Annotated in this window: 24 protein-coding genes; 12 read left to right on the top strand and 12 right to left on the bottom strand. The window is 51.0% G+C overall.

The genetic code is table 11. The annotated features are described in order from the left end of the window. Positions 1-169 precede the first annotated feature (169 nt). Together aroA and add are read right to left on the bottom strand one after the other, a co-directional pair. A complete protein-coding gene (aroA, locus tag AAF564_13980; GenBank protein ID MEM8486657.1) occupies positions 170-1,450 on the bottom strand; it encodes a 3-phosphoshikimate 1-carboxyvinyltransferase in 1,281 nt (426 codons plus the stop codon). Between the two features lie 144 nt (positions 1,451-1,594). After that, positions 1,595-2,674, bottom strand: coding sequence for an adenosine deaminase (gene add, locus AAF564_13975; GenBank protein MEM8486656.1), 1,080 nt, complete (start codon positions 2,672-2,674; stop codon positions 1,595-1,597). Positions 2,675-3,043: 369 nt separating this feature from the next. Here add and AAF564_13970 point away from each other — a divergent pair, with 369 nt between their 5' ends. The 5 genes from AAF564_13970 (at position 3,044) to serA (ending at position 8,159) form a co-directional block, all read left to right on the top strand. Beyond that, complete coding sequence (locus AAF564_13970) at positions 3,044-3,328, top strand: twin-arginine translocase TatA/TatE family subunit (GenBank protein MEM8486655.1); 285 nt, start codon at positions 3,044-3,046, stop codon at positions 3,326-3,328. Between the two features lie 2 nt (positions 3,329-3,330). After that, the gene (locus AAF564_13965) at positions 3,331-4,872 is read left to right on the top strand and encodes an amidase family protein (GenBank protein MEM8486654.1); all 1,542 of its coding nucleotides are present in this window, start codon (positions 3,331-3,333) and stop codon (positions 4,870-4,872) included. Positions 4,873-4,961: 89 nt separating this feature from the next. Then, entirely contained in the window at positions 4,962-5,840 is an 879-nt protein-coding gene (gene sucD, locus AAF564_13960; protein MEM8486653.1) for a succinate--CoA ligase subunit alpha, read from the top strand. Positions 5,841-5,904: 64 nt separating this feature from the next. Next, on the top strand, positions 5,905-6,492 hold the full coding sequence (gene yihA / locus AAF564_13955; protein MEM8486652.1) for a ribosome biogenesis GTP-binding protein YihA/YsxC: 588 nt from the start codon (positions 5,905-5,907) through the stop codon (positions 6,490-6,492). A gap of 74 nt (positions 6,493-6,566) precedes the next feature. After that, positions 6,567-8,159, top strand: a complete 1,593-nt coding sequence (gene serA, locus AAF564_13950; protein MEM8486651.1) for a phosphoglycerate dehydrogenase — start codon at positions 6,567-6,569, stop codon at positions 8,157-8,159. Between the two features lie 74 nt (positions 8,160-8,233). Here serA and AAF564_13945 read toward each other — a convergent pair whose 3' ends face one another. Then, positions 8,234-9,244, bottom strand: a complete 1,011-nt coding sequence (locus AAF564_13945; protein MEM8486650.1) for a YpdA family putative bacillithiol disulfide reductase — start codon at positions 9,242-9,244, stop codon at positions 8,234-8,236. Between the two features lie 86 nt (positions 9,245-9,330). Between AAF564_13945 and AAF564_13940 the strand changes: the two genes are divergently transcribed. Then, positions 9,331-9,813 (top strand): DinB family protein, encoded by a 483-nt coding sequence (locus AAF564_13940; protein ID MEM8486649.1) that lies wholly within the window; start codon positions 9,331-9,333, stop codon positions 9,811-9,813. A 70-nt stretch (positions 9,814-9,883) separates the two neighbouring features. Here the strand turns inward: AAF564_13940 and tadA are convergent, their stop codons facing one another. The 5 genes from tadA to truA all read right to left on the bottom strand — a co-directional run bounded on the left by tadA (position 9,884) and on the right by truA (position 14,246). Beyond that, the gene (tadA, locus tag AAF564_13935; GenBank protein ID MEM8486648.1) at positions 9,884-10,360 is read right to left on the bottom strand and encodes a tRNA adenosine(34) deaminase TadA; all 477 of its coding nucleotides are present in this window, start codon (positions 10,358-10,360) and stop codon (positions 9,884-9,886) included. A gap of 45 nt (positions 10,361-10,405) precedes the next feature. Beyond that, the gene (locus AAF564_13930) at positions 10,406-11,689 is read right to left on the bottom strand and encodes an arginine deiminase family protein (GenBank protein MEM8486647.1); all 1,284 of its coding nucleotides are present in this window, start codon (positions 11,687-11,689) and stop codon (positions 10,406-10,408) included. Positions 11,690-11,827: 138 nt separating this feature from the next. Beyond that, positions 11,828-12,016 (bottom strand): hypothetical protein, encoded by a 189-nt coding sequence (locus AAF564_13925; protein ID MEM8486646.1) that lies wholly within the window; start codon positions 12,014-12,016, stop codon positions 11,828-11,830. A 60-nt stretch (positions 12,017-12,076) separates the two neighbouring features. Beyond that, positions 12,077-13,414, bottom strand: coding sequence for a kelch repeat-containing protein (locus AAF564_13920; protein ID MEM8486645.1), 1,338 nt, complete (start codon positions 13,412-13,414; stop codon positions 12,077-12,079). A gap of 94 nt (positions 13,415-13,508) precedes the next feature. After that, a complete protein-coding gene (gene truA / locus AAF564_13915) occupies positions 13,509-14,246 on the bottom strand; it encodes a tRNA pseudouridine(38-40) synthase TruA (protein MEM8486644.1) in 738 nt (245 codons plus the stop codon). A 131-nt stretch (positions 14,247-14,377) separates the two neighbouring features. On the opposite strand from truA, the gene AAF564_13910 reads away from it, so the two are divergent. After that, complete coding sequence (locus tag AAF564_13910) at positions 14,378-14,914, top strand: shikimate kinase (protein MEM8486643.1); 537 nt, start codon at positions 14,378-14,380, stop codon at positions 14,912-14,914. A 7-nt stretch (positions 14,915-14,921) separates the two neighbouring features. Here the strand turns inward: AAF564_13910 and AAF564_13905 are convergent, their stop codons facing one another. Together AAF564_13905 and AAF564_13900 are read right to left on the bottom strand one after the other, a co-directional pair. Next, positions 14,922-15,686, bottom strand: coding sequence for an SDR family oxidoreductase (locus tag AAF564_13905; protein ID MEM8486642.1), 765 nt, complete (start codon positions 15,684-15,686; stop codon positions 14,922-14,924). A 47-nt stretch (positions 15,687-15,733) separates the two neighbouring features. Further along, entirely contained in the window at positions 15,734-16,315 is a 582-nt protein-coding gene (locus AAF564_13900) for a ribonuclease HII (protein MEM8486641.1), read from the bottom strand. Between the two features lie 64 nt (positions 16,316-16,379). Between AAF564_13900 and AAF564_13895 the strand changes: the two genes are divergently transcribed. Further along, positions 16,380-17,495 (top strand): Gfo/Idh/MocA family oxidoreductase, encoded by a 1,116-nt coding sequence (locus AAF564_13895; GenBank protein MEM8486640.1) that lies wholly within the window; start codon positions 16,380-16,382, stop codon positions 17,493-17,495. Positions 17,496-17,801: 306 nt separating this feature from the next. Further along, on the top strand, positions 17,802-18,512 hold the full coding sequence (locus AAF564_13890; protein ID MEM8486639.1) for a TorF family putative porin: 711 nt from the start codon (positions 17,802-17,804) through the stop codon (positions 18,510-18,512). Positions 18,513-18,875: 363 nt separating this feature from the next. Here AAF564_13890 and murF read toward each other — a convergent pair whose 3' ends face one another. Both murF and AAF564_13880 read right to left on the bottom strand, forming a co-directional pair. Then, on the bottom strand, positions 18,876-20,516 hold the full coding sequence (murF, locus tag AAF564_13885; protein ID MEM8486638.1) for a UDP-N-acetylmuramoyl-tripeptide--D-alanyl-D-alanine ligase: 1,641 nt from the start codon (positions 20,514-20,516) through the stop codon (positions 18,876-18,878). After that, positions 20,513-21,328: an alpha/beta hydrolase gene (locus AAF564_13880; GenBank protein MEM8486637.1), complete on the bottom strand. Its 816-nt coding sequence runs from the start codon at positions 21,326-21,328 to the stop codon at positions 20,513-20,515. Before AAF564_13880 ends, murF begins: the two co-directional genes overlap by 4 nt. Before the next feature lie 397 nt (positions 21,329-21,725). On the opposite strand from AAF564_13880, the gene rho reads away from it, so the two are divergent. The 3 genes from rho (at position 21,726) to AAF564_13865 (ending at position 25,097) form a co-directional block, all read left to right on the top strand. Beyond that, positions 21,726-22,838, top strand: a complete 1,113-nt coding sequence (gene rho / locus AAF564_13875; protein MEM8486636.1) for a transcription termination factor Rho — start codon at positions 21,726-21,728, stop codon at positions 22,836-22,838. A gap of 257 nt (positions 22,839-23,095) precedes the next feature. Further along, on the top strand, positions 23,096-23,830 hold the full coding sequence (radC, locus tag AAF564_13870) for a DNA repair protein RadC (protein ID MEM8486635.1): 735 nt from the start codon (positions 23,096-23,098) through the stop codon (positions 23,828-23,830). Between the two features lie 73 nt (positions 23,831-23,903). Next, the gene (locus AAF564_13865; GenBank protein ID MEM8486634.1) at positions 23,904-25,097 is read left to right on the top strand and encodes a serine hydrolase; all 1,194 of its coding nucleotides are present in this window, start codon (positions 23,904-23,906) and stop codon (positions 25,095-25,097) included. The last annotated feature ends 268 nt before the right edge of the window (positions 25,098-25,365 follow it).

Here is a 25,365-nt window from a genome sequence, read left to right as displayed (position 1 = left end):
CGAGAATGTTCATTGGGGGGTTTCCATCGTAATAGAACTCATTCTGCTTATTACTCAAACTCAGGCATGTTTCAGGCTACTGAATAGATATGCCTTATCATTGATTATGTTGAAACTGTTCCGTCCGAAGGGTGAAAGGCGAAACCAGCATACCAGTACAGGTCATACATCACACCACCAATCCTCTTAGCTGCTCCCAGAAGCCAGGGAAAGAGATGCTGGCACAATCAGCATCTTTGATATGAGTCTCACCTTTGGCGCGCAGGCCGGCGACGCCCATCGCCATGGCAATCCGGTGGTCATCATAACTATGCACCGTTGCCCCGGTTAGCTCTTTACCTCCGGTAATGGCCAATCCATCGTCAAATTCCTCTACATCAGCCCCCAGGAGGCGCAGGTTTTTGACCATGGCGTCGATGCGATCTGTTTCTTTGACGCGCAATTCTTTGGCGTCTCGGATTTCGGTTCTGCCTTTGGCAAAAGCAGCTGCAACCGCCAGTACTGGAATTTCATCGATCAAGATGGGGATGACATCTCCCTGTACTTTTACGCCATGCAAAATAGAAGATTGTACTTTCAGATCTGCGATGAGCTCGCCGGCGTGGAAGCGTTCATTTTCGACCTTAATATTGGCACCCATTGCACGAAGCACGTCTAGCAGAGCACTTCTGGAGGTATTGATACCCACGGATCTGAGGGAAATTTCCGTATGCGGCACGATGGCGCCGGCAGCCAGGAAAAAAGCTGCCGCGGAAAAATCGCGCGGTACCGCAAAGGTACCTGCCGGTATTCGGTGTCCTTTACTAACACTGATATGACGCAGGCCATTCATTTCGAGCGAAGCCAGTCCCAACATGCGTTCCGTGTGATCTCGCGATGGCCTGGATTCGATAACCGTTGTTTCCCCTTCTGCATAAAGGCCGGCCAGGAGTACACACGATTTAACCTGAGCCGAAGCCATGGGAAGTTTATAAGAAATGCCTTTCATGGGCTGATTGCCCTTGATATGGATGGGAGGGAGGCCCTCAGTTAATGTAAGCGAAGCCCCCATTTCTGACAGCGGATCTGCAATGCGCTTCATAGGCCGGCTGTTCAAAGAAGCGTCTCCGGTCAAGACACAATCGAATGTCTGGCCAGCCAAAATGCCACAAATCAGACGCATCGTGGTACCCGAGTTTCCACAGTCGATAGGTTCGGAGGGTACCTTAAGACCATCAAGTCCTACCCCTTCAACAACCAGTATATCATTTTCATCTTTTTCGATTGATACGCCTAACTGTTTAAGACAGGATAGGGCAGACTGTGGGTCTGCAGAATCGGGATAATTCACAATTTGCGAGGTGCCATCGCTTAAGGCAGCCATGAGCGCTGAACGAATCGCAATAGATTTGTCGGCCGGCAGCGCCACTTCTCCTAATAAGCTATCCGTTGGCTTGATAACTTGATCCATCTATTAAAAATTGTTGTTTTGTTGATCGGTGTTTTGTTTGTCGTTACGTCTTTTGAGAAAAAGGTGAAACGAATAGGCAAATTTAATGCGGTTGGTCCAGCAACGACAAACGAAGAATCGACCAACGAGTAAACGTAACACAGATTACCATGTTGGACTTTTGTCGCTTGCCGGGTACGGGAAGGCTTCAATGATATCTTTCAGCAAATCCTGGCGCTCCTCCCAGGGTAAAAAGCTGTATCGAAAACCATTTAAGACAATTTCGCGCAACTGCTCTAATGAAACTCCGCTTTTCTCGTGGATGTGCCATAGTTCTTCCGACACCGAGGTTCTGCTGAAGAGTCTGTTGTCTGTATTTATGGTCACAGGAATGCCGGCATCCACATACTGTTTCAGCGGGTGTGAGGCGTAATCAGTTACTACTTTGGTTTGTACGTTGCTGGTAGGGCATATTTCGAGTGGAATTTGCCGGTTGACCATGTATTCGAGTAAAGCAGGGTCTTTGTGGAGCGAGGTGCCGTGCCCGATGCGATGAGCCCCACAGAAGAACAAAGCTTGATGGATTGATTCTGGTCCCCAGGATTCACCCGCATGAATAGTGAGGTTTAGCAGGTTGTTTCGTGCATAATAAAACGCACTCAGGTGATCTTTAGACGGGTTGCCGGCCTCTCCGCCGGCCAGGTCGAACGCAGTCACTCCTTTGTTTCTGTATTGTACGGCTAGCTCAGCCTGACGCATGGAGGCACTTTCGAAGCGGTCCCGCAAACCACATACTACTACAGAAGAACGGATGCCAAAGTCTTTTTCTGCCAATGCGAGTCCATCCAGTACGGCATCCAGGACTTGTTCGAGGCTTAACCCTTCTTCGCGATGCAGAATAGGCGCAAAGCGCACCTCCAGGTATCGTACATTTTCACGGGCATTATCTTCTGCCAATTCATACGCAACGCGGGAAAGTACCCGGGTGCTTTGCATGAGGGGGATGGTATATCGAAACCAGCTCAAATAGGCTTCAAGGGTATCCGATTTGTCTACTTCACACAGGATAGCATAAAGGGCTTCAAGATTATCTGCCGGCAGAATGCTCATTTTACCTTGTTTTTGCGCCTCTTCAAGCAACGTGCGCAGTCTTAACGAGCCATCCAGATGGCAGTGAAGTTCAGCCTTAGGCCAGGTTTGGATTTCTTCTAATGAAAGAGTTGCAGTTGTAGATGTTTGGTTCAAAGTTTTTTTGATTCTTATTGTCTGTTGTTTATTAAGTCCTTGCTTACACTTGCCAGTGAAGATTAAATTCCTTACCGACACTCGACACTCGACACTCGACACTCGACACTCGACACTCGACACTCGACACTCGACACTCGACACTCGACACTCGACACTCGACACTCGACACTCGCTCACGTTGGAACTCGCCGATTGCCGGTTCGTTTGGAAAAGAAATTCGAAAGCGAGGCCCAATCAATCTTCACAATTGGAGAGAAATATTTGGTGCTTTTTTTGAATATCTTTTCAATTGCAGGGTTCCTCGGCACAGCAATTGGTATATTGATACCTGATAAAGCTCAAAACATTAACAATTAGGGTAAGAACATGGGTAGCCTAGGACCATTTGAGATTATTCTGATCTTCTTGGTCATTCTATTAGTTTTCGGTGCCAAACGCATCCCCGAAATTGCGCGGGGTCTTGGCAAAGGAATTCGCGAGTTCAAGTCAGCTACAACTGAAATTAAGAACGAGCTGACTGTGGATAGTAACCAGATTCGTCCATCAGCACACACTGCGCCGCGACAGGATTCATACCAGGCCCAGCCTGCGCCACAACCTGCTCAGCCTGCCGCAGAAGCCCCCAAGACAGCGGATTCTGGCGAAGCGTAAACATGGTTTTGAACACTTTTGAGCAGGCCAAACAGGCACTGCAGAAAAATGAGACCAGTTGCGAAGCGCTGGTCTCTTCTTTTTTGGACCAAATTGAGGCGCAGAATGAAGCGCTCAATATCTTTGTGTCCACAGACGGAGATGGCGCGCTTGAGCGCGCCCGCGAACTTGATCGCCAACTTGCTGGTGGCGCAGATTTGCCGTTGGCCGGCATGGTGATGGGCATCAAAGATGTGATCTGCATCAAAGGCAAACCCCTCACCTGTGCATCTCGCATTCTTGAAGGATTTGAGTCTCTATTTGATGCAACGGCGATTGAAAGGCTTTACGATGCCGGGGCCATCTTTGTAGGGAAAACTAATTGTGATGAGTTTGCAATGGGTTCTTCCAACGAAAACTCGCACTTTGGCCCTACGCGCAATCCCGTTAACCCAGCGTATGTCCCGGGTGGGTCATCCGGTGGATCTGCAGCCGCCGTGGCTGCACAGATGTGCCACACGGCCCTTGGATCAGATACCGGCGGTTCCGTGCGTCAGCCGGCCGCTTTTTGTGGGGTGGTTGGTGTAAAGCCCACGTATGGCCGTATCAGCAGGTATGGACTCGTCGCTTACGCATCTTCCTTTGATTCTATCGGTGTTTTGGGCCATACCGTGTCAGATGCAGCGCAGATCCTCGGCACGATTGCAGGCCACGACAGCAGGGATGCAACCAGTGTGGCAGTGCCCGTTGACGACTATGCGTCTCACCTTACCGGAGATGTTGCTGGATTGACGATTGGGCTGCCTGCTGAATACTATGCAGCCGGCCTTGATCCTGAAATTGAAGCGTTGCTGCAAGTACAGATAAAGCAGCTCGAAAAAGCCGGCGCCCGTGTCAAAGATGTGTCGCTCCCGCACACCGAGTATGGTATCGCAACGTATTACATCCTGGCGACGGCTGAAGCTTCGAGTAACCTGGCCCGTTATGATGGGGTTAGGTATGGCCATCGAACCGACATGAAAGCGGTACGTGCCGAGCTCTCGGAGCAAAAACAACAACTGGAACGTGAGTTACAAGTCGCCCGCCGGGAAGGGAGCGCTGAAGCGGTAGCTGTGGTAGAGGAGGCGCTTGGTGCACAATCTTCGCTATTGTCAGAGATGTATGTTCGTACGCGAACAGAAGGATTTGGAACGGCAGTAAAGCGTAGAATCATGCTGGGCACGTATGTGCTCTCTTCGGGCTACTACGATGCGTATTACGGCAAGGCCCAGCGCGTGCGTCAATTAATTCGACAAGATTTTGATCGGGTTTTTGAAACAGTTGATGTATTATTGACGCCAGCTTCCCCTACACCCGGTTTTGAGCTGGGGAGCCAGATTGAAGATCCGCTGGCGATGTATTTGGGTGATGTTTATACAGTTACTGCAAATCTTGCGGGAATTCCTGGCCTGGTTGTACCAGCAGGGAATCATTCGAATGGACTTCCGGTTGGAATGCAACTCCTTGGCCGGCATTTTGAAGAAGGCACGTTGATGCGCGTAGGAGATGCAGCCATGAAAGCTTGAGCTTCCCTGTTTCTTGTTGCCAATTGATAAAGACAGTATTACAAGAAACGAGTTAAAACGATACGAGAAACGAGAAACGCAAAAATAGAATGAGTATTTTAGTTGGTAAAGATACACGCCTGATTGTTCAGGGCTTTACAGGCAAGGAAGGGTCCTTCCACGCTGAGCAAATGATCGAATACGGTACGCCACTCGTTGGTGGTGTAACCCCGAAGAAAGGCGGACAGAAACACCTGGATCGCCCTGTATTCAACACGGTAGCTGAAGCGGTTAAAGAAGAAGGTGCAAACACATCAATTATCTTTGTGCCCCCTCCGTTTGCAGCTGACGCAATTTTCGAAGCAACTGATGCTGGCATCGAAGTAATCGTTTGTATTACAGAAGGTATTCCCGTTCGCCACATGATTCCGGCGTACGACTACGTAAAGAAAAAAGGCGCAACCTTGATTGGGCCTAACTGCCCGGGCCTGATCACACCGGGAGAAGCCAAGGTTGGTATTATGCCGGCAATGATTTTCTCGCCAGGCCCCATTGGTCTTATTTCGCGTTCTGGTACGCTGACATACGAAGCAGTCGACCAGCTCACACGTGAAGGCCTCGGTCAGAGTACAGCTGTTGGTATCGGTGGTGATCCTATCATTGGTACGCGGCACATCGACGCGCTCCGCCTCTTTGAGAAAGATGCTGCAACGGAAGCTGTTGTGCTGATTGGTGAAATTGGCGGTACGGCTGAAGAAGAAGCTGCAGAGTATATCAAAGCTGAAATGACCAAACCTGTGTTTGCGTTTATTGCAGGTGCTACAGCGCCTCCAGGACGCCGCATGGGCCACGCCGGCGCAATTATTTCCGGTGGCAAAGGTTCAGCTGAAGACAAGTTTGCTGCATTGGAAGATGCCGGTGCCGTAGTAGTGAAAAATCCCGCGCTCATTGGTGAAACTGTTAAGCAGCACCTGAGCACGGCTGTGTAAATAGCTGACAGGCAGCAGCCCGGTTCCGCCGGGCTGTTTGCTTTTCCCCTACCCCCATCTAGCTTTGAAAATTAAAGACGCAAAATTTGTCAAAGGTGCAGCAAGCTGGTCGGGATTGACAACAGACGGCTTGCCCGAAGTGGCTTTTGTCGGGCGCTCGAATGTGGGGAAAAGCTCGTTAATTAACATGCTTGTGGGCCGAAAAGCCTTGGCTCGCACAAGCAACACACCAGGTAAAACGCAGGAGTTCAATTACTACTTGGTCAACAACTCGCTCTACTTTCTGGATTTGCCAGGTCTGGGGTATGCAAAGGTTTCAAAAGTGCAGCGAGACAAGTGGGAACGGCTCATCGTACAATACCTTACCTCACGAGAACCGCTACGCCTCGTGATTCATCTGGTCGACTGCCGGCACGATCCTACGCGCCACGACCAGAACATTATGGCCAGCATGAAAGGGGTGCAAGTACCCTATCTCATTGTGTTATCCAAGGGTGACAAGCTATCCAAAAACAAGCAGGCAGCCGCAGTCAAGCGACTGAAGAAGGTATTCAAGGAACTACAAGTTGACGTACCTTTTGTCCTGTCTTCCGCTAAAGCCCGAAGTGGACGCGACGAAATCTGGCGATGGATTCAAGACGTAGCTGTTTGATAACCTGGTACCGTGTCCGAACCACCACCACTTTTCGGTTTCTGGTGCGGTATCTATGATGACAAATACAAGTTATGGGCCAGACAGTTTTGATTACCGATGCGGTAGCGCCGGTATGTATTGATTTATTGGAGAAAGAAGGGTTTACCGTTAATCTTCAGCTGAAGAAATCTCCGGAAGAACTGAAGGCATTTGCCAAAGAAGCGGATGGCTGGATTATACGGAGTGGTACCAAAATCACCGACGAACTTATCGATGCTACCGAAGGCCTGCAAGTCATTGGCCGTGCGGGTGTAGGGGTGGATAATGTAGACCTTGGTGCAGCCACCCGTAAAGGCATTCTGGTGATCAACGCACCCGATGGCAATACGGTATCTACGGCTGAACATACCTGTGCGATGCTTATGGCGCTGGCGCGTCGCATTCCACAGGCCAACGCTTCGCTTGCCGGCGGAGCGTGGGACCGGAAAGCATTCACAGGGGCTGAACTCGAAGAGAAAACCCTCGGTGTAATTGGCATTGGTAAAATTGGGCGTGCTGTTGCCCAGCGCATGCAGGGGTTTGGTATGAAAGTACTCGGATTTGACCCAGTACTATCACAGGAAGCCGCAGAGCGTTTGGGCATACAGCTGGTGGATTTGGATACCCTCTTTTCGAGTAGCGACTTTATTACGGTGCATACCCCACTCAACGATGCAACGCGTGGGATTGTAGGCGAAGCCAACCTGGCAAAATGTAAGCCTGGTGTCCGCGTAGTGAACTGTGCCCGAGGCGGTATTGTTGACGAAAAAGCCCTGCTCGCTGCACTCGAAAGCGGACAGGTTGGTGGCGCTGCACTTGATGTGTACTCGCAAGAGCCTCCTCCCGAAGGACTGGAAGGGTTGTTACGGCATCCAAATGTGGTTGCAACACCGCATATTGCCGCATCTACCGGGGAAGCACAGGAGAAGGTAGCGCGGCAGATTACCGAACAGGTTATGCTAGCCCTGAAAGGCAAGCCAGTGAGTACAGCTGTGAATGCAATGGCAATCAAAATGGCCGGCCAACGCGAGGTGCAGCCTTTTTTGCGTCTCGCAGAAAAACTGGGTCGTATCGCACGGCAGCTTTCCAATGGCAAACTGAAAGGTGTCAAGGTATCAAGCCAGGGGGATGTGCCTCACCGCTACGCGGAAGTGATCAGTATTGCCGTGCTTAAAGGCATGCTTGATGATGTTTTGAGTGAGCCGGTGAACCTTATTAATGCTACGGTACTGGCAGACAACATGGGGCTCAAAATTGAAGAGCAACGCGGCACCTCTGCCGGCAGCTTCAACAACCTCATCGAAGTGCACCTGCAAACCGCTGATGGCGAGCGTAAAGTTGGCGGTACCGTTTTCGGCGCGGATGATCCGCGGTTGGTTAGTGTAGATGAGTATGATGTCGAAGTGAAACTGGAAGGCAGGCTCCTCTTCTATAAAAATGAAGACCGCCCGGGGATGGTTGCTGCTGTTGGAGGCATCCTGGCTGAAGCTGACATCAATATTGGCGTTTTGCAACTCGGTCGTACCGGTGGCCGTGGTGGGATTGCCCTGACAGCGCTCAGCGTTGACGATGATATTCCGGCGGAAGTGGTTGGGAATATCGAGGCACTGGACGGCGTACGGGGGGTCAAACTGGTTTATTTGTAGGCCGTGATTGGTATAGTCGCCTGATTTTTAAGCGCCTGTAATTTTTAAGTGCCTGGTTGTGCCATTGTGTGCAACTAGGCATTTATGTTTTCGGCAACCGGGTCAGGAATTGAGGTGATATCTCCTACAATACCGTGTGCAATGTATTGCATGATTAGCTTTGCATGGTGCCGGCCATTTTCAATAAACCACCGGCTGGTTCTTAAACCGCCGCAAACAGTGCCGGCAAGGAAGAGGCCTTTGCGCGCAGTTTCAAAGGTATTTGGGTCGTGCACAGGCGTACGGTATTCGTCTGTATTCAACGTGACGCCAATAAGCTGCAGGAATGCAAAATCTGGTTGATATCCTGTCATTGCTATAACCCAATCGTTGGGAATAACTTTCGGGCCTTCATGGGTGTTTAGGTGAAGCTCGGTAGGGGTAATCTCCGTCAAGGTTGTATTGTAGTATGCCGTGATGGCGCCTTCCTTGATGCGATTGACGAGATCTGGGCGGATCCAGTATTTTACTTTTTCGGATACCGCTTCGCTCCGAATGATCATGGTAACCTGTGCACCGGCTCTGTGGCACCTTAGCGCAGCTTTGGCAGCCGAGTTTTTTGCCCCAATAATAGCCACATGTTGTCGAGCATACCGATAGGGCTCTACAAAATAGTGCGTAACTTTGGGCAAGGCATCGCCCGGCACATTTAGTGTATTCGGGTAATCGAAAAACCCTGTTACAGCTACCACTTTGCGGGTTTGATAGGAGGCTTTGGTTGTTGTCACGGTGAAGTTGCCATCTTCGCCAGCAATCGTGATAACGCGCTCAAACAGGTTGATGTCGAGCGCCTCGATAGCCGCAACCTTTTGATAATAGGTCAATGCCTCTTCCCGCGAAGGTTTGGTGCGACGCGTTGGAAACGGATGGTCGCCAATTTCCAGCAACTCAGCAGTTGAGAAAAACTCCATGTTCAGGGGGTACCCGGTCAGAGAGTTTGCAAGCGCTCCTTTCTCAATTATCTTGGCGCGGAGGCCTGCCCGTTTTGCTTCTATTGCACAGGCCAACCCAACCGGGCCGGCACCAACTATGAGGACATCGTACATAACTTCGGGGCTGAATATATTGAAGGGTAGAACGTTGGGATGCAGGACAGGTTCGGCCCGTGCTATGCATAAGATTGAATAGACCAATGACGTCAGAAACCGTAGTTGCTTTTTTGGAGGGTAAAGACAACCACCTGGACCCAATGCGGGTGTTGAACCAGTGTAGCTGGGAAATAGCCGGCGAAGTGGTCGGCGCGGCGCCGCATACCATTTACCGTATTTTGAACCACATGACTTACTGGCAAACCCTGTTTCTGGCGCGCATCGATGGAAAAGAAGGCCCTTCCCCCGATTCGCCCTCAGCGGGATGGCCAGGGCAGCTAAAACCTGAAAGTGAAATGGACTGGCAGCAGGCCGTAGCCAGATTCGAGCAAGGATTTGACCGCGCGATGACCCTGGCAAAAACAGGAGACCTCGGTGTGCTGTGCCCTACATTTCGAAATATGACGATGGCGGAGGGCCTCGTTTTTCTGGCACAGCACAACAACCACCATCTGGGTCAGATTATAACATTGTGCCAGGTAATGGGTCACTGGCCCCAACCCAAAGACGTTTGGGATGCGTATTAACGCCCAAGATCGTAGAACTAAACCCAAAGACAGGCTGTCAAGTCCTCACTCCTCACTCCTCACTCCTCACTCAAGCCTGTCGCCGGCGTTGCTGGAAAAACGACCGTAACATGCTGGCTGCAGGCTCTGCCTCAACGCCGGATACAATGTCCACATGGTGATTCAGCCGGTGGTCCTGGGGGATGTTGTAAATGGTTGACGCTCCGCCAGCTTTCGAGTCAAATGCCCCAAAGACGAGGCGCTCCAGCTTGGCCCATACCATAGCGCCGGCACACATCGGACAGGGTTCGAGGGTGACGTACAGCGAACACTCTTTCAGGTATTTAACCCCAAGCGTTTCACAAGCAGCGGTGATCGCAATCATCTCCGCGTGCGCTGTTGGGTCATTGAGCTGCTCTACCATGTTGTGGCCACGGCCTACGAGGGTGCCCCGATGTACAACGACTGCCCCAACAGGGATTTCCTTTTCTTCCATGGCGCGCTCTGCTTCGCGTAGCGCCATTTTCATCCAGCGTTTGTCTGGTTCAAGGAGGAGAGATAAGCTCATGTTGTAAGGTCAACGCAGCATTTACAGGTGGCAAAGAAAACGACGTTACAGGGGTTTTCGGGCAAGGGGCATCGTCATGCAACGCGGGCCGCCTCGGCCGCGGGAAAGCTCATTGCCTTCCAGTTTGATGGCCATTTTTTCACCCGGACTGTAATCACTTTCTTCGTAATACGAAAGAAATCCTTCTGCAGTCACAACGCGGTAACCTCGTTTACTCATCTCCTCGAAGGTGTGCATGTTACGCTCATATCCGATAACAAGTCCGGGTGCCAGGGCAAAAAAGTTGGCGCCATCTGTCCACTGCTCGCGCCGCTGGCTCAACGGATCTGCTCCGCCGCAGGGGATAAATTTAACTTCATGGCCCAGAATGCGCTGCAATTCTAACTGCAGGTCATCGCAGATTTCAATGTTGAACTTTTCTTTTGAATCCGACTTCGAAAACCGGACAACGTTGCCGTGGGGGATGTTTTTAATCAGGGGAGGGAAGTAGACGCATTCTTCAGGAGAAGCAAACGTGAAAACAGTGTCGAGGTGCATGCAGGCCCGTTCGGCCGGCAGAGTGACCATGACTACGTGTTCAATTGAGGTTTTCTCAAAAAGGGCGCGGGCAATGTTGATGACGCCGCCAAATGAGGTGCGCTCGGAGTTGCCAATGAGTACAACTTTCTCGTTGACAACCAGGAAGTCGCCCCCCTCAAAGGTCACACCTTCGGGAAGGTCAATGATTTTTTTCTGACAGCCTTTGAATGCCGGGTGATGATGAATCACTACCCGCATAATGATACTTTCACGAGCACGGGCTGTTGTAGCAGGGTGACTCAGTATAATCGAATCTCCAACAACTGCAGCTACATCCCGGGTAAACATCAGGTTGGGGATGGGATGTGCGTGAATAGGCAATTCAGATTCGCCTGTTAGCGCAAAGTGTTTGAGGTTCTCCGGTGAAAGCAATTTCAATTCGCTTTCGAAAGCTTGCAGGTTAGCCGACTGGGAGACGGCACACAAAGATTCCACAAACTCATCGCGTGCGTCGTTGTGCTGGAGGGCTTCGCCAAGCAGCGAAGAGATTTGAAGGACAGCATCGTGCCGGCCTACAATTTTCCTGAAGACCCTGCTCATAAGCTGGTGCTCGCGTCGTGCATCTTGTAAATGCAGGATGTCTTCAAAGAGCAAGTCGTGCAGTTTTTCGGGTGACACCTGGGCCATCTCTTCCCCCGGCGTGTGCACAATGACTTGCTGAAGAATACCTGTTTCAGAGTTAACACCTAGCTTGATGGGGGGTACGGCGTCAGATTGGTTTAATACGGGAGATTCCTGTGACACGGGCATCAATTGGTATAGCGGTTGTCTTAAGCTGCTTGGTGCACATTAACGCGCAACCGAGCGGAAAGAGCCCGTAGCGGAGACCTGGCATTAAAAGCGGTGTGTAAGAAAAGCGCCAGAAAACCATCTGGCGGGGGGGATGGGCTATCGTCGTCGTTCAGCGAGCGCCGAAAAGAAGCGAAGGATGACAGCTATAACAAAGAGGATAATGAGCGCCTTGAGGGCAAACTGGAGCAGAAAACCAGCAATGTTCAGGATGGAGCCGAGAATGAATACAGCTACAAGCAGCATGATTGCAATCACAATCCATCGTATGATTTGCTGTATGTCCATAGTTTTAATGCAATTTATGTAATGGGCCGTTTCTTGAAAAGTAAACGGGTGCGGCGCAGCCTAAAGTCCCCATTCAAAGTATAATGACTCAGAAATGGCCTGGCCAGATGCTGAAAAGCCACCTAGAATGAGTATTCGTTCTCCGCTTAATTTAGTTGCAGTGTGCGAAAATCTTCTGCGGGTTGATATCTGACTGTCGAGCGTAGAAAACCGGTTGCTCGTTTCAATAAAAATCTCTGCAGAACTCGTAGCGCTCTGACGCACACCCTGAAAACCTCCGAAGATGGCAACGATACCCGGTTCTAGCGCAGCACTGGCGTGTTGTATCCTCGAGGTCAGGAAGTCATTCAGGATAGTGACACGGATGGGGGCCTGCGCAAAATCTATGCTAAAGTTAGTGTTTCTGGGGCCTGATTCCAAAAACGAGGCACCGGTGATTACATAGCGTCCCATGCCGTCTCCTTCCGTTGCAGGGTCACTCACGAGGGTAGACGCCATGCCATATGCCGGCAACAATTGGCTGTCCGAAAAGCTGGTAAAGGTGGTCAGCGTATTGTTTTCAAAGCGATAACTCTGGATACTTGCCAATGTGGATAGGCTGTTGCTGCCGGACACCGGATCTTCACCGAGGCCGCCAAAAATATCGATAAGCAAAGATGTGGGGCTTCGCGAAACAAAGGTAGCGTGCTCGGCGCGCTGCAAAGGCGCACCCTCAAAAGTAACTTCGGTAAATTCGCGTGTAGCCGGGTCGTAGATTTCAGCCGTGTCGACAATCTCGTCGACCCGTAGAATGGCTCCGCTTGTACTGCCGCCAATGATGAGCACACGTCCGTCTGGCAGCAGGGTTGCTGTATGGCCGTAACGCGGCGTGCTCATGGTTGCCGGCAAAAGTTCAAATTCAGTGCCTTCGGGCGGCAGTAGAAAGGCGCGTGCTACAGCTTCCTGAAATTCACCGGGTGCGCCACCTGTTACCAGCACGCTGCCGTCATTGAGAAGCGTAGCTGTGTGTCCTCCAAGGCGCCAGGGAGCTGGGAGGGCCGGCGCATCATCTACATAACGTGGATCGATATAAGCCATCCGCAGCGTGCGTGTGCCTGCTGACTCTTCAATATCAAAAGCTGTCACCTGAAGTTCGTTTACACCAGGGCTAAGGGTTACAACGGTTTGCCAGTTGCCATTCAGGCTATCAAATTCTGCTGGGATGCCGTCGATTTCGACCCTGCTGATGTTTCTGAATGAAGAGGCTTTAACCCGCACTTCTACAAAGGGGCGAAAGCGAAGCACATCCGGGTCGCTTGGCTCTACGATGGTAATGGCAGGTTCAATAGGCGGGACGAAAGGGCGTTCACATGCAGCTGCTACCAGCATCACGAGCAGGTACAGGGGGAGCAAACGCATATGTTCAAGCTGTTTGTACATGGTTGACCGTTTGGCGTAACTGTACTTTTAAAGCGTTATGTTACGCGTTGGTTCACAATTCATTGGCCCGGTGTCAGGCCGGATACAGCACTTCTTCCAGCACAAGACCTTTTGCGGGGGCCGCGGGTCCTGCTTGCGTACGGTCCAGGGTTTCAAGCAGTGGGGGTATACTGTCAACGGTTCGTTTGCCGTGACCAACCTCAAGTAGCGTCCCGGTTATTGCACGAACCATGCCATGCAGGAACCGATCAGCTTCAATACTGAAATACCAATCACCAGCATACACTTCTTTAATCCATTTTGCTTGCTGAACGTTACAGATCCTGTTTTGAGTTTCGGATTTAATTTTGCAAAACGTGCTAAAATTGTGGGAGCCCAGCAGGTGCTTTGCAGCTGCATTCATTTGCTCAAAATCAGGCAGCGGGCGTATCAAGGCGCGTTGGTGACTGCTCAGCGGCCGGTGTGCCATACTTATGTAATAGTGATACCTGCGTTGAAACGCATCATATCGGGCATGGAACGTCGTTGAAGCAGCCTGTAAATCCAGAATCCCGATATCGTCAGCCAGCAGGCCATTCAGGGATGCTTTGAGGCGGTAGGTATCCACCGCTTCCTGTGCATCAAAATGTGCAACCTGTCCGCGTGCGTGGACGCCGGCGTCTGTTCGTCCTGAACCTGTTATCGAAACGCGGTACCGAAGGGCTACGCCGAGGGCATCCTCGATAGCCTCCTGCACCGTCGGCACACCGGGCTGGATTTGCCAGCCGTGATAGTTGGTGCCGTTGTATTCGATGAGCATCTTGTACCGCATGCCCGAATCTACAAATAATATTTTTGTAGCGAAACTTGCGCCGGCCTGCAAGAATACCGTAGGATGCAGCAATCACCAACGTGACAGATATTATTACTACACGCAAATCAAATACAACGCACAGTCCTCCTATGCGTATTTACCTGAACGGATTTATGGGCTCAGGCAAGAGCACGGTAGGGCCATTGCTTGCCGAGCAGCTCGATTGGTCGTTTGTTGACCTTGATGCCAACATCGAATCAGCCATCGATATGCCCATTGCTGCCTTCTTTTCGTCGCAAGGCGAGCCGGCTTTTCGCGCAGTTGAGCAAAAACAGCTGTTCAAGACTACAGCCTCAGACGCCAGTGTGATCGCTGTTGGTGGTGGGGCTTTGTGCACACAGGACAATCTGGAATTTGCACTGAACAGCGGCGTCGTGGTTTTCCTCTCCGTAGCTGTCCCCGAACTTGTCCGCCGCCTGAAAGCTGAGCAGGCTACCCGTCCGATGTTGTTGAGCGATGATGGTGAGCTGTTGCCCGATGCAACAGTGCGGGATCGCATTGAGCTTTTGCTCAACCGCCGGCTCGGATTCTACAACCAGGCGCACCTGACCGTTGCGACAGACGGACGCACGCCTCAAGCTATTGCAATGGAAATTGCTGGCCTGTTAGCAGATGAACACCGTTAGCGCATTGCTAGCCTCGCCCAATAAACGGCATCTGCGTAGCCATAATAGTCATCTGCTGTACATTGGTCTCAAGCGGGAGGTTGGCCATGAAAAGCACGGCTTCAGCGGCTTCTGAGACCTTCATGGTTGGTTCTGTCATGGTTGTCAAATTGGGTTGCAGGGCCCCTGCCTGTATGCCGGAGACCATGGATGTGGCTGCATTACCGATATCAATCTGACAACATGCAATATTGTATTTGCGTCCATCCAAAGCGGTAGATTTTGTGAGTCCGCTTACCGCATGTTTACTAGCCGTATAAGGAGCAGAATTGGGGCGTGGGACGTGGGCTGAAATTGAGCCATTGTTAATGATGCGGCCGCCCTGGGGCGTCTGTGATTTCATCAGGCGAAAAGCTGCCTGGGTGCAAAGGAAGACGCCGGTAAGGTTGGTTGCAATGATTTGTTGCCAATCGTCAAAAGCGAGGTCTTCAAGTAAATCTCCGGGTGGAGAGATGCCGGCGTTGTTGAACAACACATCAAGCCGGCCAAATTGCTCCTCGATGCGCCCAAACAACTGCTTTACCGACGCAGGCTGTGTAACGTCTACCTGGATGGGTGTAGCATACGCTGCGTTGTTTGCGGCACTTGCCTGTGTTGCTTCGAGGGTGGTATGGGTACGGCCGGCGAGGATAACACGGTAGCCGTCTTCAAGAAATCGCAGCGCCGATTGCCGCCCAATGCCCGAGCCTGCGCCTGTTATGAGTGCTATGCGGTCTTTGGGGGAAGTTGTCATCGGTACCTGGGGATCGGGTGAATGCAGCGTGATTTAGGATAGCTTGCTCATTTGAACAGCTTAAAGCTTTTTCGATGATATGGGGTGATGCCGTGGGCAGCTATGGCTTCATAATGCTGTTTGGTTGGGTATCCCATATTCTGATGCCAGCCAAATTCAGGATGCTCGTTGTGCAGGGCTACCATCATGTCATCGCGGACCGTTTTTGCGATAATCGATGCTGCTGCGATGGTTGAGGAGCGCGCATCCCCTTTTACGAGGGTTTCCAGCGGCCAAGGCGAATCGGGGAAGGCCCGGTTGCCATCGATAAGCAGAAAGTCGGGTGAAACCGTGAGGTGCTGCACAGCCCGTTTCATGGCTTCCATGGCAGCCCAGAGGATGTTGAGTTTATCAATCTCTGCAGGCGAACACAGCCCAATACCAACAGAAATTGCTGTTTTTGTGATTTCGCCGGCGAGTTTTGCTCGTTTCTGTGGTGAGAGTTTCTTACTATCGTTTACACCATCTACCATAAAATCTTTGGGGAATACGGCTGCCGCAGCCACAACAGGGCCGGCGAGGCAACCCCGACCTGCTTCATCTATGCCGGCAACGCAGGTGTATCCTTTTTGCCAGTAGGATTGCTCGATGGAAAGAGAAGGTGAGATGGTAAATTTTGTCAGTTTAAATTATTGTATCGCAGGAGGATAGTATATGGCTGACCGCTTTAATGTCGCAATTGTTGGTCTGGGATTTGGTGCAGAATTTATCCCAATTTACCAGAAGCACCCGGATGCCGTCTGTTTTGCAATCTGCCAGCGCAATGAAAGCCGGCTCAATGAGGTAGGTGACGCGTTTGGTATCGAAAGAAGATATACGAGTTATGAGGCGCTGCTCGAAGATCCTGAAGTAGATGCTGTGCACATCAACACTCCAATTGCTGCACACGGTAAAATGAGTATCCAGGCGCTGGAAGCCGGCAAACACGTTGCTTGTACGGTGCCTATGGCTACTACAACCGAGGAGTGCTTACAAATTGTGGCAGCACAGCAGAAAAGCGGCAAGGTCTACATGATGATGGAGACGGCCATTTATACGCGGGAGTATCTCTACGCAAAAGAACTGGTTGATACAGGAAAGTTGGGTAAAATTCAGTTTTTGCGCGGGTCGCATCAGCAAAACATGGGATTGCCTGGCTGGCCGAGTTATTGGTACGGATTCCCGCCCATGCACTACGCCACCCATGCCGTATGTCCACTGGCCGCCATCGCCGGCAACCTGATGATCGACTCTGTCGTGTGTTTCGGCTCCGGCCGCATCCAGGATGACTACGCAGCCCACTACAACTCACCCCACGCCGTTGAATCTGCATTGATGAAATTTCGAGATGTAGACCTGAGTTGCGAAGTAACGCGGTCGTTGTTCAATACCATCCGACAGTATCGCGAGAGTTTTGATGTTTATGGTACAGAGATGTCGTTTGAGTGGGAGCAGTTGTTTGAAGAAGGCGTCGTGCTGTATTCCGGCTATGAAGATGCAGCGCGGGTAACCGTACCAGACTATGCACACCTGTTGCCCGAAGAGATTCAGGCGTTTACCCGTGCCGGTGTGTACGACGACGATAATGAACACACCTCATTCATTCAGGGAAGTGGACACGGCGGTTCGCATCCACATCTCGCACATGAGTTCATCCGTTCAGCATTGGAAGGAAGAGATCCCTTACCCAACGCTGTGCAATCAGCCAACTGGACGATGGCTGGTATCTGTGCGCATACGTCTGCAATGGAAGGAGGGAAGCGCATACAAATTCCGCAAGCTGCCGGCTGATTAATAAGTCATCTCCTTTGTTACTATTGTTGAAAAAAGAAGCCTTGTGCACCGGCACAAGGCTTCTTTTTTCAGGTAAATGTATCGATAAAGATTTGAAAATTTGGAATAGGAAGCGATTTCATTTGGCCTGGAAGCGCTTTTAATTAGGCAGGAAGCGCTTTTTGCATTTATTTGTTAGTTGATTTATTTGAATGATTGAATTTATTTAGATCTGGTGCCGATTCAACCACCAACTGCGATATCGACCAACTTTATAATCGCATTCGGCAACCGAAAATATTAACTCACCAGATTCTATTTACCATGCAAGTAACCACCAAGTTAAAAAGCATTTACTTAGTATTGTTTTTTGCCGTTGGGTTTATGCTCCCCGCATCTTCTAATGGGCAGTCATTTTCAATTGGAGCCGACCTCATGAGTCGCTATGTCTGGCGTGGTATTGACTTCGGCGAGTCGTTCAGTATCCAGCCAACGCTGGAATTTAGTGCAGGGAATTTTGCAATTGGATCCTGGGCTTCCTATTCCATTGCGGCAGATGGCGCGGGCGCCAATGAGCACGATCTCTACTTTAGCTTTGGCCTTGGCCCAATATCACTTGGCATGACCGATTACTATTTCCCTGGCCCTGGCGCACTTCCTTTTGGTGATTTCAGTGGTGATGGAGATGGCGCACACTGGTTTGAAATCAACGCTAGTGCCGGTGGTACAGATGATTTCCCGTTGTCGGTATCTGCCAACATTTTTGTGCATAACGATCCTGACAACTCCCTGTACTTCGAGTTTGGCTATCCCTTTACGGTAGAAGATGTTGATTTGGGCGTAGCGCTGGGCATCGTACCGCAAGAGAGTGCATTCTATGGTACCAACGGATTTGGCGTTACGGTTCTGGGTTTGTCTGCCAGCAAAGAAATCCCAATCACAGATTCGTTTGGACTGCCCGTAAGTGTGATGTATGCCATCAACCCTACGCCGGGTGCAGAACGATCTTTCCTGGTCTTTGGCTTTAGCCTGTAAGGAATTACAGCTACCCCCTGATTTGAATGCCGGGTTGTGCCTTTATTGGTGCAATCCGGTTTTTTTGTAGTGAGGAGAGAGGAGTTTGGAGAGAGGAGTTTAGAGAGTGAGGAGTTTGGAGTGATGCGAATTTAGGGTTGGAAGGGGGATTTAGTTTTTTGTGTTTTCGTATTTCCGTGTTTTCGTGCATCTGTTTTGTACTAGTACGGCGCTGGTGGCAATGCTTATTGTATGCGTCGTTTGCAAAAAGGGCAGATCAATCGGCATTCGGCGCTCGAAAATCGGCATTAAATGCAACCCTTAATCCGCATTAAGGGGAGGCGTGTATGCTGGTATCGTCGGACAGCGTGCTGTATGGGGGACTTATTCGTTGTATTGGTCGGGTAAATCGTTTTCGTACAATACGACGTCACCCGACTTCAGGTAGCCTTGCAGGAAGTTCTGTGCATCAAAGAATGAGGCAAATACACGGGTTTTTTCAGCCGGGAAGTTTTCAGCACGCAGGCCTTCCTGAATTGGGGCTGTTTGTTTGTCTCCAACAAGCACCGCAAGGTCCACATGTTTGGCGATATGCTGGCCCAGAATCTTGTTCTCTTCTTCCTGTCGTGCGCCCAATTCTACCATCCCTGGCGTTACAATAACGCGCCGGCCTGATTCAAAGGCACCGAGTACTTCTACAGCATTACGCGCACCAACAGGATTTGAATTAAAGGCATCGTCGATCACCGTGATATCGCCTTTTTGAATCAATTGCAGGCGATGTTCGACAGGCTCAACGCGCGCAACGCCGTGGGCTATTTGTCGCAGTCGCAAGCCAAGTTGGCGGCCTGCAGCAACCCCAAGCAGGATATTGGATACATTGTGCCGGCCTAAAAGCCGGGTTTTGAACTGTTGCGTGTTGCCTTCCTCGTCTTCTACTTCAAATGTTGCCCCTTCAGGCGTATACCGGATATTACGGGCTTTGATATCCGCATCAGGGTGATCTTTGATCGAAATGCGCCAAACTTTTCCCTGTACCCTGCTGGCCATCGCCGCTACATACGGGTTGTCGATATTGAGGACCGCATCGCCACCCGGCTTCATGTATTGCAGGATGTCTCCTTTTTCCTGCGCAATATTTTCAATGCTACCCATGGTTTCCAGGTGGGCCACGCCGACGTCAGTGATTAGCGCGAGGTCAGGTTGCGCGATATCACACAATTCTTTGATGTCGCCCCGGTACCGCATCCCCATTTCGAGCACAAGTACCTGATGCTCGCGTTTGAGCTTGTTGTTCACCACAATACAAATGCCCATGGGGGTATTGTACGACCCTGGTGTTGCCAGCACATTGAAGCGCTGGCGGAGGATTTCAGCTACAATAAATTTGACGCTGGTTTTTCCGTATGAACCCGTAATGCCCAGGGTGAATAAATCAGTACGGCTAAGGAGCGTACTGCGTGCTTGCTTCTTGAATCCATTTTGTATGGATTTCTCAACAGGCTGCATTAACCAGGCGGAGAAAAGGACCACGAGCGGAGCACCCAGATCGGCAACCAGAAAGCCGGTGAGGTAGGCCAGGAAGCCGGCGGGCTGCCAGGTGAGCAATCCCCAAAGTGCACCGGCGCCTACAGGAATCAGCGCGAGTGCAGCAGCCGTTCCCATCAGCCGTTTCATCCGATTTGTTACAGCCAGCGGCTTTTTTTGCCGGTAGCCCTGGTATTCGCGCGAAGACGCAAAAAGGACGCCCCATACTGCAAGCAGCACGGCTACTGGCCATAGCTTTCCGGTTTGCCAATACAGTCCAGATGCGCCAATCAACAGGGGCCATGCGAGCAAATGCGACACGCGCAAGAGCCGGCTTTTGCCTCGCTTTTTGATCCAATTGATGTAACGGACCGGTTTGTAGCTCTCCAACTGATACACATGCAGGAAAAATCTGATGCGCTGCCAGGCACGCCAGCCGGCAAACACAGTAGTTGTGAGGGTAAAGAAGAGGAAGAAATACAGCATAGCAGGGCTCATCCTCCGTTTGTGGAAAGGGCCGCGTCCGGCGTGTGAAGGCCAAGGAAATGCCGGATGCCACCGGTTACAATTTGGGGCTGGTCCAGATGCCCATAATGTGCAGCACCATCAAGTGTGACAAGCTCACTGCCCTGAATTCGATCAACCAACACGTCCATCTGATATTGCGAAATGGCTGTGTCCTCGCTTCCCCTGAAGAGCAGGGTAGGGGCCGCGATACGGGCTAAATCATCGTCGAGATGACAATTGACCGTCTTTACAAACACCTCGCGCATGACGCCCTGTAACTGGCTATAGTCTGAAGAGCCGAGCATGCGCCAAATGAGGGAATGCCTGAGCCAATCGTTGCCGTAGGCTTTGAGCCGGCCAGGGAGCACCTTGAAAGGGGCTTTTAAGGTAGAGGCAATGCCGCGTTTGAAGTAATATTTGGCTGATCGTTTGGGGGTAACGCCAGAAGGACTGATCAGCGAAAGTGTACGGATGAGGCTGGCACTCTGCGGCCGGCTTGCCATGTATAATGAAATCCGCCCCCCGTTGGAATGGCCTACAATATGCACCGATTGGCCAATTTCTTGCTCGATAAGGGCCTGTACAAGGGCTGCGTGCTCAGGCACACCCCATGGCGCAGGGGGCAGGGGGGTCTGGCCGTGTCCGGGCAAATCGACATTGAAGACACGGTACCTGTCTTGCAGCGCCGTTACAATCGGTCGCATAAGGCCGGCGTTGCTGCCCCAGCCATGCAAGACGAGGACAGGCGGCGCCGTTTCCGGTCCGGATTGTTCGATGTACAGGTTCTTAACCCAGGATTGCATCAGCGCCTGACAGTTATCGAGAAAAGGAGAAAGGCTGTTTTAGAGCCGGCTGGCATCGCACCAGAAAGCCATTGGAAAGCGGAAACTAACACAAGGGTACAACGTTCCAGCATCAATACATAACTGCGCTTCCTGAAGACAGAAGTATCTCAAACTCGTCTTTTTAGCCCACCTGTGTAAGTGTGTCGTGGATTTTATGGGATGATGATTACAAGGTTATCCGTTTCATGTGAACAGGAAGCAGCACGCTACGCATGAAACCATCAACCTGAGTCGATTCGCTGTTTGGCAGACCGTTTTTGGTAGATACCTATTGGTTTGGTACGTATTTGGTGGACAATCGTACCGTTAGATAAAACCCCTTAACTTGTGCGGCTCCTGGCCCAATTAACCCATTATGGCAGAAGAAATTCCGTTTCGAGGTATACTCGAGCTCATCGGAGATAAAAAATTTGGATTTATACGAGGATTGCGCCACGATTTACCCAAAGGTGAAAATGACGCATTTGTACCCCCGCCCCTCATTAAAAAGCTTGCCCTGCGTGATGGCGTTATTCTAGAAGGTAGCCTGCGCCCCGGAAGAAAAGGGGACATGCAAGTTGACAAGGTTTACAAAATAATGGGTGTTTCACCCGACAAATGGACCCGCACCAGAGACTACGAAACGGGCCATACCATTTATCCCGACGAAAAGCTCAAACTGGTCACCGGTCCTACCGATTTTTCCATGCGTGCCGTAGAATTGGCCGCACCTATTGGTAAAGGACAGCGTGCCCTCATTGTTGCACCGCCGCGGACAGGCAAAACCGTTCTGCTCAAGAAAATTGCAGCATCCATCAGCGAAAATCACGATGAAATTGAACTGGTTGCCTTGCTTGTGGATGAACGGCCTGAAGAAGTAACTGATTTTCGTCGGTCAACAAAAGCGATGGTGTTTGCCTCGTCAAACGATCGCGAGCCTGACAACCACGTACGCGTTTCTACCCTGTCGCTCGAATATGCAAAGCGACTTGTAGAACTCGGCAAAGACGTTGTGCTCCTGCTCGATTCGCTCACGCGTTTGGGCCGTAACTTCAACCTTTGGATTGAAGGCGGTGGCCGCACCATGTCGGGCGGTCTTGATTCGCGTGCATTGTCTGTACCACGTAAGATTTTTGGTGCGGCACGTAATATTGAGTTTGGTGGTTCACTTACCATCATCGCCACGGCACTGGTAGAAACAGGAAGCCGTATGGATGAAGTGATTTTTGAAGAGTTCAAAGGAACGGGCAACGCAGAGATTGTGCTAGACCGTAAAATGGCAGACAAGCGTATTTACCCTGCCATCAACCTGAAGAAAAGCGGCACAAGAAACGAAGAACTGTTGCTCGGCGACTCAGTTGCCCAGCACCACCGCCTCTTCCGCGCCCTGAACCAGCGTCCCCCCATCGACGCCATGCAGGCCCTGCTGCGCCATTTCCAGCAGTCACCCACTAATGAAGACCTCCTTAATGAGTTAGTGCCGAATTAGGCCTTGCCTATTAAAGGCAAGGCCGTATCCTGAGCGCAGCGAAGGATCTCTCAGCACCAGTAAAGGCTTTCCAGGTATACGCTAGCGAATCTCTCAGCACCAGCAAAGGCTTTCCAGGCATAAGCCAGCGAAGCATTCCTTCGCCTTTGCGGTAGCTATCAGGAATACACCAACGAAATGGTTAGCCAAGAAAAATGATCTATGCGCGGTTCGTCGTGCCGCTAAAACGCGTCTGTTAGGGTAAACACCTGGCAGCGATGAAAAAACTCACCCTGGTATCCGAATCAACGCCGTATCAGGCACCCATTCGCCAATGGGATCAGGGCGACCAGCCTCGTGAACGCTTGCTCAAACATGGGCCGGCTATCCTCTCCGATGCAGAACTTGTTGCCCTCGTATTTGGCACCGGGACCCGCTTGAAAAAAGGCCCTGTCTCCGCCGTTCAACTGGGTCGGGCATTGCTCAAGGCATTTGGTAATTTGCGCGCCCTGTCTAACCGCGATGTGCGCGCGCTGCAGCAAGTTGGGGGGATTGGGAAAGCAAAGGCAGCGCAGCTTGTTGCTACGTTTGAAATTGGCCGGCGCGTAGAGTCGCAGCAAGAAGAGACGCGCATACAAATCACCTCACCCGAAGATGTAGCAGCTGTCTATGGCCCTTTGATGCGGGACTTAAAGCGGGAGATTTTCAAAATAGTGCTCCTCAACAGCGCGAATGTCATCATGGAGGACTATACCATCAGCGAAGGTGGCCTGGCGGCGAGCATTGTTGAGCCGCGGGCTGTTTTTCAGAAAGCCATTCTCGAGAATGCAGCAGCGCTCATTTGTCTACATAACCACCCATCGGGCAACCTCGAGCCCAGCCGGGAAGACATCCGTGTAACGCGACAGCTTGTAGAGGCCGGCAGCATTATGGGTATCCCCATACATGACCACCTCATCATTGCCGGAAGGGGCTTCACGTCGCTAGCCGAACGCGGGTTACTCGCATCGTAATTTTACAGGATTTGTTGCCCAAACCTTGTACCTTGAGGCGACAACGTAAAATCATACGCACGGTACCATAGATATGAAATCCATCCGATACCTCTCATTGCTGCTCGTAGCTAGCGTAGCACTGAGCTGTACATCCAATCAGGCTGCGCCTGCTGAAGCTGCATATACATGGCCAGACGAAAATTGGCCTGTTTCTACCCCAGAGGCTGAAGGGGTTGACGCCGCAGCTATTGAAGCGCTGCAAACCGATATCGCTGCCGGCAAATACGGACTCATTGATCATTTTTTACTGATCCGGCACGGCAAAGTGATTGCAGACCATCACTATACACAGGATTACGAAAGCATCGCAGCCGAATACGATACGACCAACCATCAGTACAATTACGACCATCCAGCCTGGCATCCTTACTATCAGGATACAAAGCTGCACACGTTGCAGTCTGTTACCAAAAGTATCACCTCTGCTGCTCTTGGTATTGCCGTTGATGAAGGACACCTCGATGGCGTAGAAAGCAAGCCAATGGCGATGTTCTCGGGCTATGCGCAGGATTTTGAAGACAGCCGGCGCGGCGACATTACCCTTGATGATCTGCTGACGATGCGGAGTGGGATCGACTGGAATGAAATGATCTCCTACGACGACGCAACAAACAGCTGTGTCCTGATAGAAGCAAGCGACAACTGGATTCAGTTTGTGCTCGATCAGCCCATGCGTGAAGCGGCCGGCACCAAGTTCGACTATAACAGTGGCGTAAGCGTGCTCCTGGGCAAGCTGGTGGGCCTGTCCACTGGACAGCGCGTGGACCAGTGGACCGACGAAAAGCTCTTTAAGCCTATCGGCATCAAGGAGTATTATTGGAAAATCACGCCGATGGGAGAAGTGGATACCGAAGGCGGATTGTACCTGAAAACACACGACCTGGCGCGCATTGGTTATCTATTTCTGCGCAAAGGGAAATGGAAAGACAAGCAGGTCATCTCGGAAGCGTGGGTCGAAAAATCCACGGCACCAGTGGTTGCTGATATCTGGCCCGAGAACGGTGAGACTGATTCAGGCTATGGCTATCAGTGGTGGATATCCGGACATGAAGCAGGGGGGACACCTGTTTTTGCTGGTAACGGATACGGCGGACAATTTGTGATCGTTTCGCCTGAACACGATATCGTGCTTGTGTTTAATGGCTGGAATATCCACAATCGGCCTGAAATGTTTACCGCGCGCGCATTCGATGAGCGTATTCTGCCGGCTGTGAAGCAGGATTGAATCGCAGAACATCGAGCAAGGAATTTTGAATGCCGAAATAACGTTACTTCTACATTCGAAATTCCTTGTTCGATGTCAAGAGTGTTCAGAAAAAATAGTAGCTGTCAAAGTTCAGTTCGTTATTAGCAATTTAGTGTGCAGGACGTCCACCAAATGCGCGGCGGTGTGCGAGGGACTTTTATCGAAGCGTTTTCCTGAATAAAATTCAGGAGGCCTTGAGCGTATGGCGATAAAAGTGCGTTTTTATTTGGTGGTGCCCTTTTCTTTG

The organism is Bacteroidota bacterium, from assembly GCA_039111535.1.
Taxonomy (GTDB): Bacteria; Bacteroidota; Rhodothermia; order Rhodothermales; family JAHQVL01; genus JBCCIM01.
The sequence above is the reverse complement of the archived record's forward strand: the minus strand, read 5'-3'. Positions and strand labels throughout refer to the sequence as shown.

Bases quoted from the DNA above. Each gene is read 5' to 3' on its own strand.
- aroA (MEM8486657.1), bottom strand. From the start codon at position 1,450: ATGGATCAAGTTATCAAGCCAACGGATAGCTTATTAGGAGAAGTGGCG.
- AAF564_13970 (MEM8486655.1), top strand. From the start codon at position 3,044: ATGGGTAGCCTAGGACCATTTGAGATTATTCTGATCTTCTTGGTCATT.
- AAF564_13965 (MEM8486654.1), top strand. From the start codon at position 3,331: ATGGTTTTGAACACTTTTGAGCAGGCCAAACAGGCACTGCAGAAAAAT.
- sucD (MEM8486653.1), top strand. From the start codon at position 4,962: ATGAGTATTTTAGTTGGTAAAGATACACGCCTGATTGTTCAGGGCTTT.
- serA (MEM8486651.1), top strand. From the start codon at position 6,567: ATGGGCCAGACAGTTTTGATTACCGATGCGGTAGCGCCGGTATGTATT.
- AAF564_13945 (MEM8486650.1), bottom strand. From the start codon at position 9,244: ATGTACGATGTCCTCATAGTTGGTGCCGGCCCGGTTGGGTTGGCCTGT.
- AAF564_13940 (MEM8486649.1), top strand. From the start codon at position 9,331: ATGACGTCAGAAACCGTAGTTGCTTTTTTGGAGGGTAAAGACAACCAC.
- tadA (MEM8486648.1), bottom strand. From the start codon at position 10,360: ATGAGCTTATCTCTCCTCCTTGAACCAGACAAACGCTGGATGAAAATG.
- AAF564_13930 (MEM8486647.1), bottom strand. From the start codon at position 11,689: ATGCCCGTGTCACAGGAATCTCCCGTATTAAACCAATCTGACGCCGTA.
- AAF564_13925 (MEM8486646.1), bottom strand. From the start codon at position 12,016: ATGGACATACAGCAAATCATACGATGGATTGTGATTGCAATCATGCTG.
- AAF564_13920 (MEM8486645.1), bottom strand. From the start codon at position 13,414: ATGCGTTTGCTCCCCCTGTACCTGCTCGTGATGCTGGTAGCAGCTGCA.
- truA (MEM8486644.1), bottom strand. From the start codon at position 14,246: ATGCGGTACAAGATGCTCATCGAATACAACGGCACCAACTATCACGGC.
- AAF564_13910 (MEM8486643.1), top strand. From the start codon at position 14,378: ATGCGTATTTACCTGAACGGATTTATGGGCTCAGGCAAGAGCACGGTA.
- AAF564_13905 (MEM8486642.1), bottom strand. From the start codon at position 15,686: ATGACAACTTCCCCCAAAGACCGCATAGCACTCATAACAGGCGCAGGC.
- AAF564_13895 (MEM8486640.1), top strand. From the start codon at position 16,380: ATGGCTGACCGCTTTAATGTCGCAATTGTTGGTCTGGGATTTGGTGCA.
- AAF564_13890 (MEM8486639.1), top strand. From the start codon at position 17,802: ATGCAAGTAACCACCAAGTTAAAAAGCATTTACTTAGTATTGTTTTTT.
- murF (MEM8486638.1), bottom strand. From the start codon at position 20,516: ATGAGCCCTGCTATGCTGTATTTCTTCCTCTTCTTTACCCTCACAACT.
- AAF564_13880 (MEM8486637.1), bottom strand. From the start codon at position 21,328: ATGCAATCCTGGGTTAAGAACCTGTACATCGAACAATCCGGACCGGAA.
- rho (MEM8486636.1), top strand. From the start codon at position 21,726: ATGGCAGAAGAAATTCCGTTTCGAGGTATACTCGAGCTCATCGGAGAT.
- radC (MEM8486635.1), top strand. From the start codon at position 23,096: ATGAAAAAACTCACCCTGGTATCCGAATCAACGCCGTATCAGGCACCC.
- AAF564_13865 (MEM8486634.1), top strand. From the start codon at position 23,904: ATGAAATCCATCCGATACCTCTCATTGCTGCTCGTAGCTAGCGTAGCA.